14 protein-coding genes are annotated in these 13,106 nt (G+C 67.3%); 13 read left to right on the top strand and 1 reads right to left on the bottom strand.

Features of this window, described 5'->3' with window-relative positions; genetic code table 11:
• Positions 1-158: 158 nt before the first annotated feature.
• The 4 genes from EJJ38_RS11590 to rlmH all read left to right on the top strand — a co-directional run bounded on the left by EJJ38_RS11590 (position 159) and on the right by rlmH (position 3,124).
• On the top strand, positions 159-1,400 hold the full coding sequence (locus EJJ38_RS11590; protein ID WP_245454221.1) for a glutamate-5-semialdehyde dehydrogenase: 1,242 nt from the start codon (positions 159-161) through the stop codon (positions 1,398-1,400).
• Between the two features lie 17 nt (positions 1,401-1,417).
• The gene (locus tag EJJ38_RS11585) at positions 1,418-2,098 is read left to right on the top strand and encodes a nicotinate-nucleotide adenylyltransferase (RefSeq protein WP_127090205.1); all 681 of its coding nucleotides are present in this window, start codon (positions 1,418-1,420) and stop codon (positions 2,096-2,098) included.
• A gap of 116 nt (positions 2,099-2,214) precedes the next feature.
• Positions 2,215-2,604: a ribosome silencing factor gene (gene rsfS, locus EJJ38_RS11580; RefSeq protein WP_127090204.1), complete on the top strand. Its 390-nt coding sequence runs from the start codon at positions 2,215-2,217 to the stop codon at positions 2,602-2,604.
• 37 nt (positions 2,605-2,641) lie between these two features.
• The gene (rlmH, locus tag EJJ38_RS11575) at positions 2,642-3,124 is read left to right on the top strand and encodes a 23S rRNA (pseudouridine(1915)-N(3))-methyltransferase RlmH (protein ID WP_127090203.1); all 483 of its coding nucleotides are present in this window, start codon (positions 2,642-2,644) and stop codon (positions 3,122-3,124) included.
• 15 nt (positions 3,125-3,139) lie between these two features.
• Here rlmH and EJJ38_RS11570 read toward each other — a convergent pair whose 3' ends face one another.
• The gene (locus EJJ38_RS11570; RefSeq protein WP_127090202.1) at positions 3,140-3,856 is read right to left on the bottom strand and encodes an SDR family oxidoreductase; all 717 of its coding nucleotides are present in this window, start codon (positions 3,854-3,856) and stop codon (positions 3,140-3,142) included.
• A 166-nt stretch (positions 3,857-4,022) separates the two neighbouring features.
• Here EJJ38_RS11570 and EJJ38_RS11565 point away from each other — a divergent pair, with 166 nt between their 5' ends.
• The 9 genes from EJJ38_RS11565 to EJJ38_RS11525 all read left to right on the top strand — a co-directional run bounded on the left by EJJ38_RS11565 (position 4,023) and on the right by EJJ38_RS11525 (position 13,082).
• On the top strand, positions 4,023-5,366 hold the full coding sequence (locus EJJ38_RS11565; RefSeq protein WP_127090201.1) for a murein hydrolase activator EnvC family protein: 1,344 nt from the start codon (positions 4,023-4,025) through the stop codon (positions 5,364-5,366).
• The gene (locus tag EJJ38_RS11560) at positions 5,363-6,712 is read left to right on the top strand and encodes a S41 family peptidase (RefSeq protein WP_127090200.1); all 1,350 of its coding nucleotides are present in this window, start codon (positions 5,363-5,365) and stop codon (positions 6,710-6,712) included. Before EJJ38_RS11565 ends, EJJ38_RS11560 begins: the two co-directional genes overlap by 4 nt.
• Before the next feature lie 221 nt (positions 6,713-6,933).
• Complete coding sequence (locus EJJ38_RS11555) at positions 6,934-7,719, top strand: transporter substrate-binding domain-containing protein (RefSeq protein WP_127090199.1); 786 nt, start codon at positions 6,934-6,936, stop codon at positions 7,717-7,719.
• 54 nt (positions 7,720-7,773) lie between these two features.
• Complete coding sequence (locus EJJ38_RS11550) at positions 7,774-8,448, top strand: amino acid ABC transporter permease (RefSeq protein WP_127090198.1); 675 nt, start codon at positions 7,774-7,776, stop codon at positions 8,446-8,448.
• Positions 8,445-9,104, top strand: a complete 660-nt coding sequence (locus EJJ38_RS11545; protein ID WP_127090197.1) for an amino acid ABC transporter permease — start codon at positions 8,445-8,447, stop codon at positions 9,102-9,104. Before EJJ38_RS11550 ends, EJJ38_RS11545 begins: the two co-directional genes overlap by 4 nt.
• Positions 9,082-9,807 carry an amino acid ABC transporter ATP-binding protein gene (locus EJJ38_RS11540; RefSeq protein WP_127090196.1) on the top strand — a complete coding sequence of 242 codons (726 nt, stop codon included), beginning with the start codon at positions 9,082-9,084 and terminating at the stop codon, positions 9,805-9,807. Before EJJ38_RS11545 ends, EJJ38_RS11540 begins: the two co-directional genes overlap by 23 nt.
• Positions 9,808-10,087: 280 nt before the next feature.
• Positions 10,088-10,642 (top strand): F0F1 ATP synthase subunit delta, encoded by a 555-nt coding sequence (locus EJJ38_RS11535; protein WP_127090370.1) that lies wholly within the window; start codon positions 10,088-10,090, stop codon positions 10,640-10,642.
• Complete coding sequence (gene atpA, locus EJJ38_RS11530) at positions 10,642-12,171, top strand: F0F1 ATP synthase subunit alpha (protein ID WP_127090195.1); 1,530 nt, start codon at positions 10,642-10,644, stop codon at positions 12,169-12,171. Before EJJ38_RS11535 ends, atpA begins: the two co-directional genes overlap by 1 nt.
• Before the next feature lie 38 nt (positions 12,172-12,209).
• Positions 12,210-13,082 (top strand): F0F1 ATP synthase subunit gamma, encoded by an 873-nt coding sequence (locus tag EJJ38_RS11525; RefSeq protein ID WP_127090194.1) that lies wholly within the window; start codon positions 12,210-12,212, stop codon positions 13,080-13,082.
• Positions 13,083-13,106 lie beyond the last annotated feature (24 nt).

The raw sequence follows: 13,106 nt of genomic DNA, 5'->3' as shown, positions 1-13,106 counted from the left end.
ATGAAACCCTGCGCGCCTGTGCGGCCGGGGCGCGCGATGGTAAGAAAAGCCGCGACATCATTGTGAGACGTGCCATGTCCCAGTCCTCCGCCGCCCGAGCCGACGCCGCCCTGACGCAGGCAACGCCTCCGGCCGCCCCGGCGGACCTGGAGGGCTACATGACCGACCTCGGCCGCCGTGCCCGCGCCGCCGCGCGCGTGCTCGGCCTTGCGGATGCGGACACCAAGTCCCGCGCGCTGAAGGCCGCCGCCGCCGCCATCCGCGCCGCTTCGCCCGCCATCCTCAACGCCAATGCCCAGGACCTTGCCCGCGCGCGGGCGGACGGCATGAGTGCGGCTTTCCTCGATCGCCTCGCCCTGGACGAGAAGCGGGTGGAGGCCATCGCGGCGGGCGTGGACATGGTGGCGGGCCTTCCCGATCCCGTGGGTGCCGTGACCGAGCGCTGGACGCGGCCCAACGGGCTCGCCATCGAGCGGGTGCGCACGCCGCTGGGCGTCATCGGCGTCATCTATGAGAGCCGTCCCAACGTGACCGCGGACGCTGCCGCCTTGTGCGTGCGGGCGGGCAATGCGGTGATCCTGCGGGGCGGGTCGGACAGCCTTCTGTCCTCCGGCGCCATTCATGCCGCCTTCGTGGCGGGCCTCGCGGAAGCGGGCCTACCTGCGGACGCGGTGCAGTTCGTGCCCTTCGCCGACCGGGCCGCCGTGGGTGCCATGCTGGCGGGGCTGGGCGGCAATATCGACGTGATCGTGCCGCGCGGCGGCAAGGGGCTGGTGGGCCGGGTGCAGCGGGAGGCCCGCGTGCCGGTCTTCGCGCATCTGGACGGCATCGTGCATGTCTATGTAGATGCGGCCGCCGACCTCGCCATGGCCAAGACCGTGCTGCTGAACGCCAAGATGCGCCGCACGGGCATCTGCGGGGCGGCGGAAACGCTGCTGGTGGACCGCGCGGTGGCGGGCGAGATGCTGGCGCCCTTGGTCAAGATGCTGCTGGATGCGGGCTGCGAGGTGCGCGGCGAGGATGCGGCGCTGGCCGTGGATCCCCGCGTGGTGCCCGCCAAGCCCGAGGATTGGGACACTGAATATGAGGACGCCATCATCTCCGTGAAGGTGGTGGAGGGGATCGATGCGGCCATCACCCATATCGAGACCCATGGGTCCCACCACACCGATTCCATCATCACGGCCGACGAGGCCGCTGCCGCCAAGTTCCTGGCGGAAGTGGATTCGGCCATCGTGATGCACAATGCCTCCACCCAGTTCGCCGATGGCGGCGAGTTCGGGTTCGGGGCGGAGATCGGCATCGCCACGGGCCGCATGCATGCGCGCGGTCCCGTGGGCGCCGAGCAGTTGACGACCTTCAAATACAGGGTGCACGGCGCCGGCCAGACCCGTCCGTGACACCCGCCGGGGGCGGGATGAGGCTGGGGGAGACGAAAGCGAGCGGCGCGGAGGGCGCCGTTCTGCGGGACGTGGCGCGCCGCCCGCCGGTGGCGCGCGGGCTGCGCATCGGCCTCTATGGCGGCAGCTTCAATCCCGCCCATGCCACGCACCGGGCGGTGAGCCTCCTGGCCCTGAAGCGGCTGGGGCTCGACCGGGTCTGGTGGCTGGTGACGCCGGGAAACCCCCTGAAGGACAATCGCGGCCTGCCGCCGCTCGCCGAGCGCGTCGCCTTCGCGCGCCGGCTCGCCAATCATCCGCGCATCGATGTGACGGGCATCGAGGCCGTGCTGGGCACGCGCTACACCTATGAGACGGTGGAACGCCTCGTGTCGCAGGCGCCGGGCGTGCATTTCGTCTGGCTCATGGGCGCGGACAATCTCGCCCATTTCCACCGCTGGCAACGCTGGCGTGCCTTGGCGCAGACGGTGCCCATCGCGGTGGTGGACCGGATGGGCGAAAGCCTGTCCGCAACCGCCTCCCTGGCGGCGCGGGCGCTCGGCCCCTACCGTATCGAGGAGAGCGACGCGGCCATCCTGCCGCTGCTCTCCCCACCCGCCTGGGTGTTCCTCCACGGGCTGAAATCTCCCATGTCTTCCACGGGGATACGGGCCCGCATGGCAGGGGGTGCCGGGGGGGTGAAAGGGGCTGCTGGTTAAGAAGTCTTGAAATTTTCGCGTTTTGCCCTCATCCTGAGCATGCGGTCGGGGGTGGTCGCACTGCGTTCCCTCCGGTCCGACACTCACGAGCGAGAGGATCCGGACCCCTGTCCACATTGGCTTCCTTTGCGGCCGCTTCACCACAAGCGCCCGCGCCGGTCTCCCAAGCGCAACCTGACGCCGAGGAGATCCTCGCCCTGGTTCTTACCCGTCTGGACGACGATAAGTCGGAAGACATCGTCCCCATCGACCTGCGCGGGAAGACATCCATCGCCGACCACATGGTCGTGGCCTCCGGCCGCTCGCAGCGGCATGTGGGCGCCATCGCCGAGCACCTCATTGAGGGGCTCAAGGCGGCCGGCGTGAAGCAGGTTCGTGTCGAAGGCCAGCCGGCCTGCGACTGGGTGCTGATCGACGCCGGAGACGTGATCGTCCACGTCTTCCAGCCCGAGGTCCGCAGCTTCTACAACATCGAGAAGATGTGGTCCGGCACCGCCAAGGTGTGAGGCGAAGCGGCGCGCTCGATCATCCGAGAGGCGCGCCGTGCGCATCCTGATCTGCTGTATCGGCCGCATGAAGGCGGGCGCCGAGCGTGAGCTTGTGGCCCGCTACCTCGACCGCGCCAAAGCGGGCGGTCGAGCCCTGGGCCTGAGCGGCTTCGATGTTTCCGAGCATGCCGAATCATCGGCGCGCCGTCCCGAGGACCGCATGGCGGAGGAGGGCGGTGCCCTGCTGTCCGCCGTTCCACCTGGCGCGCGCCTCTGTCTGCTGGACCCGCGCGGCAAGAGCCTCACCAGCGAGGATTTCGCCGCCCGCATCGGCCGCGAGCGCGACAGCGGCACGGGTGCCTTCGCCTGCTTCATCGGCGGGGCGGATGGGCTGAGCCCGCAGGTGCGGGAGAAGGCGGACCTGCTGCTTTCCTTCGGCGCGGCCACCTTTCCCCACCAATTGGTGCGCGTGATGCTGGCCGAGCAGATCTACCGCGCGACGACCATCCTCTCCGGCCACCCCTATCATCGCGCCTGACGGGTCGATCGCGCGTTATCGTCCCCCGAGGCTCGCGCCGCCGTCCACGCCGAGAACCTGGCCGGTCACGAAGCTCGCCGCGTCCGACAGCAGGAAGGCGGCGGCCGCTGCGATCTCGTCCGGGGTGCCGAAGCGGCCCATGGGAATGGAGGCGAGGGCCTTGCGCTCCGCTTCGCTGCCATGGGGCCGGGTGCGGCGCATGAGTTCCGTGTCGATGGGGCCGGGGGCGATGGCGTTGGAGGTGATGCCCAAAGGGGCCAGCTCCAGCGCCCAGCTGCGGGTGCAGCCCACCAGCGCGCTCTTGGCCGCCGAATAGGCGGTGCGGTCATAGCCGCCATTGATGGCGCGGCTGACGATGTTGAGGATGCGCCCGAAGCGGCCCGCCTTCATGTCGGGCAGGCAGGCCTGGGTGGCCTGCACCGCTACCCGCACATTGAGGTCGAACACCGCCTGGAGGCTGGAGAGGTCCACCTGTCCGAACGGCTGGGGCATGACCACGCCCACATTGTTCATGACCCGCAACACCTCGAAGCGCGCGGCAAGTTCAGCCAGGAGCCGCCCGGTGGCGTCGGCGTCGGCGAGATCGCAGGCGATGAAGGTGCCGGGGAAGGCCTGCGCCGGGGCGGTGCGGGCGACGCCCACCACATGGTGTCCCTCGGCCGCGAGGCGCGCGGCGGTGGCGAGGCCGATGCCCTTCGAGGCCCCGGTGATCAGGATGGCGGTCTGGCGCATGGTTTCCCCCGATTGTTATGGCGGATGTTCTGCCATGGGTGCCCGGGAGCCGCCAGGGTCGGCGGACCTTCGGCCGCGCGGGCGCTCGATCGGTCCCGACTTGCGGCGATGGAGGAGGAGCGGCATGGTTTACCTCTACGCAACCATGCTGGTTTAGCCTTCCTTCATGTTTGCTCCCCTTCGCATTCTCGCGGCGGCGATCCTCATCGCCTGCGCGGCGGCGCTGCCCGTGGAGGCACAGGCGCCGGGCGCCGCGCCCCAGGGTACGGCGCCCCATGGCGTTCCCGTGCCCCGGCCCCGGCCTGCGCCGGTGGCCGTGCCGCGCGTGGACACGGATGCGCTGAAGAGCGACGTGGTGCGTAACGAAGCCTTCCAGCAGCGCCTCGGCGCGGAGCTTGAGGCCGCGCGCGGCGACCGCGGCAAGCTCAACCAGCTTCTGGTGGACACCGGCGCCCGCTCGCGGGAGGTGGAACAGCAATTGATCGAGGTCGAGGCCCGCATGACGGAACTGGACCGGACCGGCGCGCAGATCCAGGCCTCCCTGGTGCAGCGGCGGGCGGTGCTCGCCGAAGTGCTGGCCGCCCTCGTGCGCATGGGCCGCAATCCGCCGCCCGCCTTGCTCATGCGGCCCGACGATGCGCTCGATGCGGTGCGTTCCGCCATCCTCCTGGGCGCCATCCTGCCGGAGATGCGGGTGGAGGCGGAAACCCTCGCGGCCGACCTGTCGGAGCTGGCCCGGGTGCGCACGGAACTCTCCACGGCGCGCGAGCGGCTCACGGGGCTGCGGCACGCCCTGGAGGAGGACCGCGCCCGCATCGCGGCCCTGGTTGGTGAGCGCCAGCGCCGTCAGGCGGAGGCGAATCCGGCCCAGGCAACGGATAAGGCCCAGGCTGAAACGGTGGCGAAGGGCACTGGCGACGTGCACGATCTCGTGACCCGGCTTGAGACTGAAGTCCCCCAGGCGGCCCGCGCGGCCGAGGCGGCGCGGGCGGGACCTGCCGCCGCGCCGGGCGGTGGGGCCCCGAGCCAGACCGAGATCGCCGCCCTCCAGAACCCCACCCGAATCGCTCCCGCCATGCCCTTCTCCGAAGCCAAGGGCTTGCTGCCGTTACCGGTTGCAGGCGTCCGGCTGAAGGATTTCGGCGCCGTGGACGGCGTCGGAGGCGCCGAAAAGGGGCTGACAATCGCCACCCGCATGGGCGCCCAGGTCACCGCGCCCACCGACGGATGGGTTGTTTATGCGGGACCGTTTCGCAGTTACGGGCAACTCTTGATCATTAATGCGGGCGGCGGGTACCATGTGCTGATGGCAGGCATGGAACGCATTACCGTCGATCTCGGCCAGTTCGTCCTGGCCGGCGAGCCGGTCGCGGTAATGGGAAGCGGGCCGCGCACGGCAGGCGCGGCCTCGGGACAGCCTCAATTGTATGTGGAATTCCGCAAAGACGGAGTTTCGATCGATCCCGCCCCGTGGTGGGCGGCAACGGACAGTCAGAAGGTGCGCGGATGATGCGTCGTACGTCTTTCTTTGCTTTCGGCGTCGCGGCCGGCGCGCTTGCGGCTGTGTTCGTTACGCAGACCGACGCCATCTCGGGCATGGCCGCCCAGGCTGCCTCGTCCGATACCTACCGTCAGCTCAACCTTTTCGGCGACGTGTTCGAGCGCGTCCGGTCCGATTATGTGGAGAAGCCGGAGGACGCCAAGCTGGTGGAGGCGGCCATTAACGGCATGCTCGCCGGGCTTGATCCCCATTCTTCCTACATGGACGCGAAGAGCTTCCGCGACATGCAGGTGCAGACCCGCGGTGAGTTCGGCGGCCTCGGCATCGAAGTGACGATGGAAGACGGCCTCGTGAAGGTCATCGCTCCCATCGACGAGACCCCGGCCGCCAAGGCGGGCGTGCAGGCGGGCGACATCATCACCAAGCTGGACGGCGACCAGGTGCAGGGCATGACCCTGAACCAGGCGGTCGAGAAGATGCGCGGCGCGGTCAACACGCCCATCATCCTCACCGTGGTCCGCAAGGGTCAGGAGAAGCCGATCGAGATCAAGGTGGTGCGCGACACGATCCGCATCCGCGCGGTGCGCTCGCGCATCGAGGACGGCAATATCGGCTATGTGCGCGTCACCTCGTTCAACGAGCAGACCTACGACAACCTGAAGAAGGCCATCGAGGATCTGACGGCGCAGATCGGCCCGGACAAGGTCAAGGGCTACATTCTCGACCTGCGCAACAATCCCGGCGGTCTGCTGGATCAGGCCATCGCGGTGTCCGACGCCTTCCTGGAGCGCGGCGAGATCGTCTCCACCCGCGGCCGCAATGCGGACGAGACCCAGCGTTTCAATGCGCGCGGCGGCGACCTCACCAAGGGGCGGCCGATCATCGTGCTCACCAATGGCGGCTCCGCCTCGGCCTCCGAGATCGTGGCCGGCGCCCTGCAGGACCACAAGCGCGCGACCATCCTGGGCTCGCGCAGCTTCGGCAAGGGCTCGGTGCAGACCATCATCCCGCTGGGTGGCAACGGCGCGCTGCGCCTGACCACCGCGCGCTACTACACGCCCTCTGGCCGCTCCATCCAGGCCAAGGGCATCGAGCCGGACATCGTCCTCATCCAGGATCTGCCGGACGAGCAGAAGGCCAAGATCGCGGCGGCCGGCGGCGATACCACGCGCGGCGAGGCCTCGCTGAAGGGCCACCTGAAGAACGGCGAGGACGAGCAGGCCGGATCCCCGTCCTACGTGCCCGCCGATCCCAAGGACGACACCCAGCTCAAGATGGCGAAGGAACTGCTGGAGGGCACGCAGAAGAACGCGGCCTTCCCGCCCAACCCCAACAAGACCAGCGTCGCCAACTGAGCCTCGCGCTCCCTGAGGGACGCACTTCGAGATGAAAAGGCCCTGCCGGTGACGGCGGGGCCTTTTTTTATGGGCCGCGACCGGCGTCAGGTTGTGGCGCGATTTTATGCGCGGCGCCGCTTCAACGGGCGCCCCGGTCCCGCCCGGGCGGCCCTGCACGCCTCAAGGGCGTGGCATATGTCTTGCGAGATCGGGACGGACCCATTCCGGAACCGTGCCTCATGCTCGTCTCCCGCCGCCTCCTCCTCGCCGCCGGCCTCTCCGCTCCCTTCTTCGCGAGCGTGTCGGCTTATGCCGATACGCTCGACGACATCATCAAGGCGGGTGTCCTCAAGGTCGCCGTGCCCCAGGATTTTCCCCCCTTCGGTTCGGTGGGGCCGGACCTGAAGCCGGTGGGCTATGACATCGACGTGGCCAATCTCATCGCCCAGAAGCTGGGGGTGAAGGCGGAGCTGGTGCCGGTGACCTCCGCCAACCGCATTCCCTATCTCCAGACCAAGAAGGTGGATCTGGTCATCTCCACGCTGGGCAAGAATCCCGAGCGCGAGAAGGTGATCGACTTCTCGGTGGCCTATGCGCCCTTCTTCAACGGCGTGTTCGGCCCGGCGGACCTGAAGGTCTCCAAGCCCGAGGATCTGGCCGGCATGACGGTGGGCGTCACCCGTGGGTCCATCGAGGATCTGGAACTGAGCAAGCTCGTACCGCCCAATACGGACATCAAGCGTTACGAGGACAACAACGCCACCATCTCGGCCTTCCTCTCCGGCCAAGTGAAGGTGATCGCCACCGGCAACGTGGTGGCCGCCGCCATCCTCGCCCGCAACCCGCCCAAGAAGCCGGAGGTGAAGTTCCTCATCAAGAACTCGCCTTGCTATGTGGGCCTCAACAAGGACGAGCCCAAGCTGCTGGCCAAGGTGGATGCCATCCTGACGGCCGCCCGCACGGACGGGACGCTGGATACCTTCTCCAAGAAGTGGCTCGGCGCCCCGCTGCCCGCCGATCTGTGATCCTCGCACCATTTCGGGAGCACCGGCCCTGACGGCCGGGGAGGGGAGGGGCGGATGGCCGTAGGATTGGATTTCGGGGCGCTCGCGGACTATGTGCCGGTGTTTGTGAAGGGCGTCGGCGTCACGGTGGAACTGACCGTGGTGGGGGGCACGCTGGGCATCTCGCTCGGCGTGACCTGCGCCTGGGTCAAGACGCAGGGGCCGAAGCTGCTGCGCCCCGTCGTCTCCCTCTATGTGGAGCTGATTCGCAATACGCCCTTCCTGATCCAGCTCTTCTTCATCTTCTTCGGCCTGCCCTCCATCGGCGTCTCCATGGGCGAGATGGAGGCGGCCATCCTGGCCATGGTGATCAATCTGGGCGCCTATGCCTGCGAGATCATCCGCGCGGGCATCGAGGCGACGCCGCGCGGCCAGTTCGAGGCAGGGGCGAGCCTCGCCATGAGCCGCTTCCAGACCTTCCGCCATGTGGTGCTGCGCCCCGCGCTCCAGCGCATCTGGCCGGCTCTGACCTCCCAATTGGTCATCGTGATGTTCGGCTCCGCCGTGTGCTCGCAGATCGCGGTGGAGGACATCACCTTCGCGGCCAACTTCATCCAGTCGCGCAATTTCAGGGCCTTCGAGGCCTATATCGTCGCGACCCTGCTCTATCTCGCCCTCGCCATCCTGCTGCGCCAGGGGATGCGGCTGCTGGGCACGGCGCTGTTTCCCCGCCGGAGGGCCGCACGATGACGACCTTCACCACCTGGGACATCGTCCGCAACCTGCTGCTGGCGACCCAATGGACGATTCTTCTGTCGCTGGTGGCGTTCGTGGGCGGCGGGGTGGCGGCGCTGCTGGCGCTGCTGGCGCGCACCTCGCAAAACCGGGCGGCGCGGCGGCTGGCGGTGTTCTACATCGAGCTGTTCCAGGGCACGCCCTTGCTGATGCAGCTCTTCCTGTTCTTCTTCGGCCTGTCCCTGGTGGGCGTGAACGTCCCGCCCTGGCTGGCGGCGGCGCTTGCGCTGATTCTCTGGACCGGGGCCTTCCTGGCGGAGATCTGGCGCGGCTGCGTGGAGGCGATCCCGCGCGGGCAATGGGAGGCCTCCTCCAGCCTCGCCATGAGCTATTTCGAGCAGATGCGACATGTGGTCCTGCCCCAGGCGCTGCGCATCGCCGTGCCGCCCACGGTGGGCTTCTCCGTGCAGGTGGTGAAGGCGACGGCACTCACCTCCATCATCGGCTTCGTGGAGCTGTCCAAGGCGTCCACCATGATCACCAACGCCACGTTCCAGCCGTTCGTGGTCTACGGCTTCGCCGCGCTCATCTATTTCGCGCTTTGCTGGCCTCTGTCCAAGAGCAGCCAGCTTCTGGAAAGGAAGCTGAATGTCGCTCATCGCAATCACTGAGGTGCGCAAGCGCTTCGGCACCAACGAGGTGCTGAAGGGAATCAACCTGGACGTGGCCGCCGGCGAGGTGATCGCCATCATCGGCAAGAGCGGCTCGGGCAAGTCCACGCTGCTGCGCTGCATCAACGGGCTGGAGACCATCGACGAGGGCTCCATCGTGGTGGCGGGCGCCCAGCTCGCCGCCGACGAGGTGCATCTGCGGGCGCTGCGGCTCAAGGTCGGGATGATCTTCCAGGGCTTCAACCTGTTTCCCCACCTCACGGCCGGGCGCAACGTGATGCTCTCGCCCATGGTGGTGAAGAAGGTGTCCGCCAAGGAGGCGGAGGAAGAGGCGCGCGTGCGACTCGCCCAGGTGGGCCTCGACCACAAGTTCGATGCCTATCCCGACCAACTGTCCGGCGGCCAGCAGCAGCGGGTCGCCATTGCCCGCGCGCTCGCCATGCGGCCGCTGGCCCTTTTGTGCGACGAGATCACCTCGGCGCTCGATCCGGAACTGGTCAACGAGGTGCTCCAGGTGGTGGGCAAGCTCGCTGCCGAAGGCATGACACTTTTGATGGTGACGCACGAAATGCGTTTCGCCCGGGAGGTCTGCGACCGCGTGGTGTTCATGCATCAGGGGCGGGTCCATGAGATCGGACCGCCCGGCGATGTCTTCGAATCACCCAAGACGCTGGAATTGCGTCAGTTTTTCGGCATGGCCTGACGGAGCGCCGGCCCGCCGGAGCGGGTTCGGGGGCGGCGCGCGCTGCCCCTGCGTGAGGCCGCATTCGTCCACAGGCGCGGGCGGTGCGGCAATGCGGCGCTCGCCGTGAGGGGGGGGTGAGTTGCCGCCTCGCGAAGCCTGTGTTAGGCAACCCCCGTTTTCTCGGGCTCGGCTTCGTCCGCAGCCCGGAAGATGGGCAGTGATAATCCCAACAGATCAAGGGTTTCTGGTCCCGTTGGCGCATTGGCGCCTGACGGGGACAAGCCCGAGAGAGGCACGGGTGGCGGATACAATCGTGTCAGGCATGGCGGGGCGCTATGCGACCGCGCTGTTTGAGTTGGCCGAGGAGGCCAGCTCCATCGACGCCGTGAAGGCGGATCTGGACACGCTGGCTGCCTTGTTGGCCGAAAGCGCTGATTTCAGCCGACTGGTGAAAAGCCCGGTCTTCACCGCCGAGGAACAGGAGAAGGCGGTGTCCGCCATCCTGTCCTCCGTGGGCATTTCGGGCCTGAGCGCCAATTTCGTGAAGCTGGTGGCGCGCAATCGCCGCCTGTTCGCGCTGCCCGGCATGATCAAATCCTACGCCGCCCTCGTCGCCGCCAAGCGCGGTGAGGTCACCGCAGAGGTGACGGCGGCCGAGCCCCTCAGCGACGCGCATTACGCGGCGCTCAAGCAGGCGCTCGCTGAAAAGACCGGCAAGGACGTTGGCCTCGACGTGACCGTTGACCCGTCCATCCTCGGTGGTCTCGTCGTGAAGATCGGCTCCCGCATGGTCGATGCTTCGCTGAAGACCAAACTCAATTCTATCCGCCATGCGATGAAAGAGGTCCGCTGATGGACATTCGAGCCGCTGAAATCTCTGCCATCCTCAAGGAGCAGATCCAGAATTTCGGCCAGGAGGCGGAAGTCTCGGAGGTCGGTCAGGTTCTCTCCGTTGGTGACGGCATCGCCCGCGTTTATGGCCTCGACAATGTCCAGGCCGGCGAAATGGTCGAGTTCGCGAACGGTACGCGCGGCATGGCGCTGAACCTCGAAATCGACAATGTCGGTATCGTGATCTTCGGCTCCGACCGCGAGATCAAGGAAGGCCAGACCGTCAAGCGGACCGGCGCCATCGTGGACGTGCCGGTGGGCAAGGGCCTGCTGGGCCGCGTCGTGGACGCGCTGGGCAATCCGATCGACGGCAAGGGCCCGATCATGTACGCCGAGCGCCGCCGCGTGGACGTGAAGGCGCCGGGCATCATCCCCCGCAAGTCCGTGCATGAGCCCATGCAGACCGGCCTCAAGGCGATCGACGCCCTGATCCCGATCGGCCGTGGCCAGCGCGAGCTGATCATCGGCGATCGCCAGACCGGCAAGACCGCCGTGGCCCTCGACGCCATTCTCAACCAGAAGCCCATCAACCAGGGCACGGACGAGAAGGCCAAGCTCTATTGCGTCTATGTGGCCGTCGGCCAGAAGCGCTCCACCGTCGCGCAGTTCGTGAAGGTGCTGGAAGAGCAGGGCGCGCTGGAATATTCCATCGTCGTCGCCGCCACCGCCTCGGATGCGGCCCCCATGCAGTTCCTGGCGCCCTTCGCCGGCACCGCCATGGGCGAGTTCTTCCGCGACAACGGCATGCATGCCCTGATCATCCATGATGACCTGTCCAAGCAGGCCGTCGCGTATCGTCAGATGTCGCTGCTGCTGCGCCGCCCGCCGGGCCGCGAAGCCTATCCCGGCGACGTGTTCTACCTGCACTCCCGCCTGCTGGAGCGCGCCGCCAAGCTCAATGACGAGAACGGCGCCGGCTCTCTCACCGCGCTGCCGGTCATCGAGACCCAGGCGAACGACGTGTCGGCCTATATCCCGACCAACGTCATCTCCATCACCGACGGCCAGATCTTCCTGGAGTCGGACCTGTTCTACCAGGGCATCCGCCCGGCGGTGAACGTGGGCCTGTCCGTGTCGCGCGTGGGCTCCTCGGCCCAGATCAAGGCGATGAAGCAGGTTGCGGGCAAGATCAAGGGCGAGCTCGCCCAGTATCGTGAGCTGGCGGCCTTCGCCCAGTTCGGCTCGGACCTCGACGCCTCGACCCAGAAGCTGCTGAACCGCGGCGCGCGCCTGACCGAGCTGCTGAAGCAGAGCCAGTTCTCGCCCCTGAAGGTCGAAGAGCAGGTGGTCGTGATCTATGCCGGCACCAACGGCTATCTCGACAACCTCCCGGTGTCCAAGGTGCGCGAGTTCGAGCAGGCCTTCCTGCTGGCCATGCGCTCTCAGCACCAGGAGATCCTGGACACCATCCGCACCACCAAGGAGCTCTCCAAGGAGACCACCGAGAAGCTGGTGAAGGCGCTCGACGCCTTCTCCAAGAGCTTCGCCTGAGGTCCCCTTGAAGCCAGCCAAGTGAAAGGGCGGGTGCGATGCCGAGCCTGAAGGACCTACGTAACCGCATCGCCTCGGTGAAGGCGACGCAGAAGATCACCAAGGCGATGCAGATGGTCGCCGCGGCGAAGCTGCGTCGCGCCCAGACGGCTGCGGAAGCCGCGCGCCCGTTCGCGGAGCGCATGGAACAGGTGCTGGGCAATCTCGCCTCCAGCATCACCACCAGCGCGGACACTCCGCTTCTGCTGGCGGGAACGGGCAGCGATCAGCGTCACCTGCTGATCGTCTGCACCTCTGAGCGCGGCCTGTGCGGCGCGTTCAACTCCTCCATCGTGCGGCTGGTGCGCGAGCGCGCCAACGCCTTGATGGCGCAGGGCAAGACGGTGGAATTCTTCTGCGTGGGCCGCAAGGGCTACGACCAGATCCGCCGCGTCTATCCCAAGCAGATCGTCGAGTTCGTGGACCTGCGCGCCGTGCGCACGCTGGGCTACGACAATGCCCATGGCATCGCCGACAAGGTGATCGACCTGTTCAACAAGGGCAGCTTCGACGTTGCCACCGTGTTCTACTCGCACTTCAAGAATGTGGTGACGCAGATCCCGACCGCGCAGCAGGTCATCCCGGCTGTGTTCGAGCAGAAGGCGGCGGGAGAGGCGGTCCCTTACGACTACGAGCCGGAAGAGAGCGAGATTCTCGCCGACCTCCTGCCCCGTAACATCGCGGTTCAGGTCTTCCGGGCGCTCCTGGAAAACCAGGCGTCCTTCTATGGCGCGCAGATGAGCGCCATGGACAACGCCACCCGCAATGCGGGCGACATGATCAAGAAGCAGACGCTGATCTACAACCGGACGCGTCAGGCCCAGATCACCAAAGAACTCATCGAAATCATCTCCGGCGCCGAAGCGCTCTGACGGCAGCGGGACGAGGATAAAGGA

This window comes from Aquabacter cavernae, from assembly GCF_003993795.1.
GTDB lineage: Bacteria > Pseudomonadota > Alphaproteobacteria > Rhizobiales > Xanthobacteraceae > Aquabacter > Aquabacter cavernae.
Note: the sequence above shows the minus strand (reverse complement) of the source record. Positions and strands in the feature narration are given on the sequence as shown.

Coding starts and splice junctions, on each gene's coding strand:
- EJJ38_RS11590 (WP_245454221.1), top strand. CDS start 159: ATGACCGACCTCGGCCGCCGTGCCCGCGCCGCCGCGCGCGTGCTCGGC.
- EJJ38_RS11565 (WP_127090201.1), top strand. CDS start 4,023: ATGTTTGCTCCCCTTCGCATTCTCGCGGCGGCGATCCTCATCGCCTGC.
- atpA (WP_127090195.1), top strand. CDS start 10,642: ATGGACATTCGAGCCGCTGAAATCTCTGCCATCCTCAAGGAGCAGATC.
- EJJ38_RS11585 (WP_127090205.1), top strand. CDS start 1,418: ATGAGGCTGGGGGAGACGAAAGCGAGCGGCGCGGAGGGCGCCGTTCTG.
- EJJ38_RS11555 (WP_127090199.1), top strand. CDS start 6,934: ATGCTCGTCTCCCGCCGCCTCCTCCTCGCCGCCGGCCTCTCCGCTCCC.
- EJJ38_RS11550 (WP_127090198.1), top strand. CDS start 7,774: ATGGCCGTAGGATTGGATTTCGGGGCGCTCGCGGACTATGTGCCGGTG.
- EJJ38_RS11545 (WP_127090197.1), top strand. CDS start 8,445: ATGACGACCTTCACCACCTGGGACATCGTCCGCAACCTGCTGCTGGCG.
- EJJ38_RS11540 (WP_127090196.1), top strand. CDS start 9,082: ATGTCGCTCATCGCAATCACTGAGGTGCGCAAGCGCTTCGGCACCAAC.
- EJJ38_RS11525 (WP_127090194.1), top strand. CDS start 12,210: ATGCCGAGCCTGAAGGACCTACGTAACCGCATCGCCTCGGTGAAGGCG.
- EJJ38_RS11570 (WP_127090202.1), bottom strand. CDS start 3,856: ATGCGCCAGACCGCCATCCTGATCACCGGGGCCTCGAAGGGCATCGGC.
- EJJ38_RS11560 (WP_127090200.1), top strand. CDS start 5,363: ATGATGCGTCGTACGTCTTTCTTTGCTTTCGGCGTCGCGGCCGGCGCG.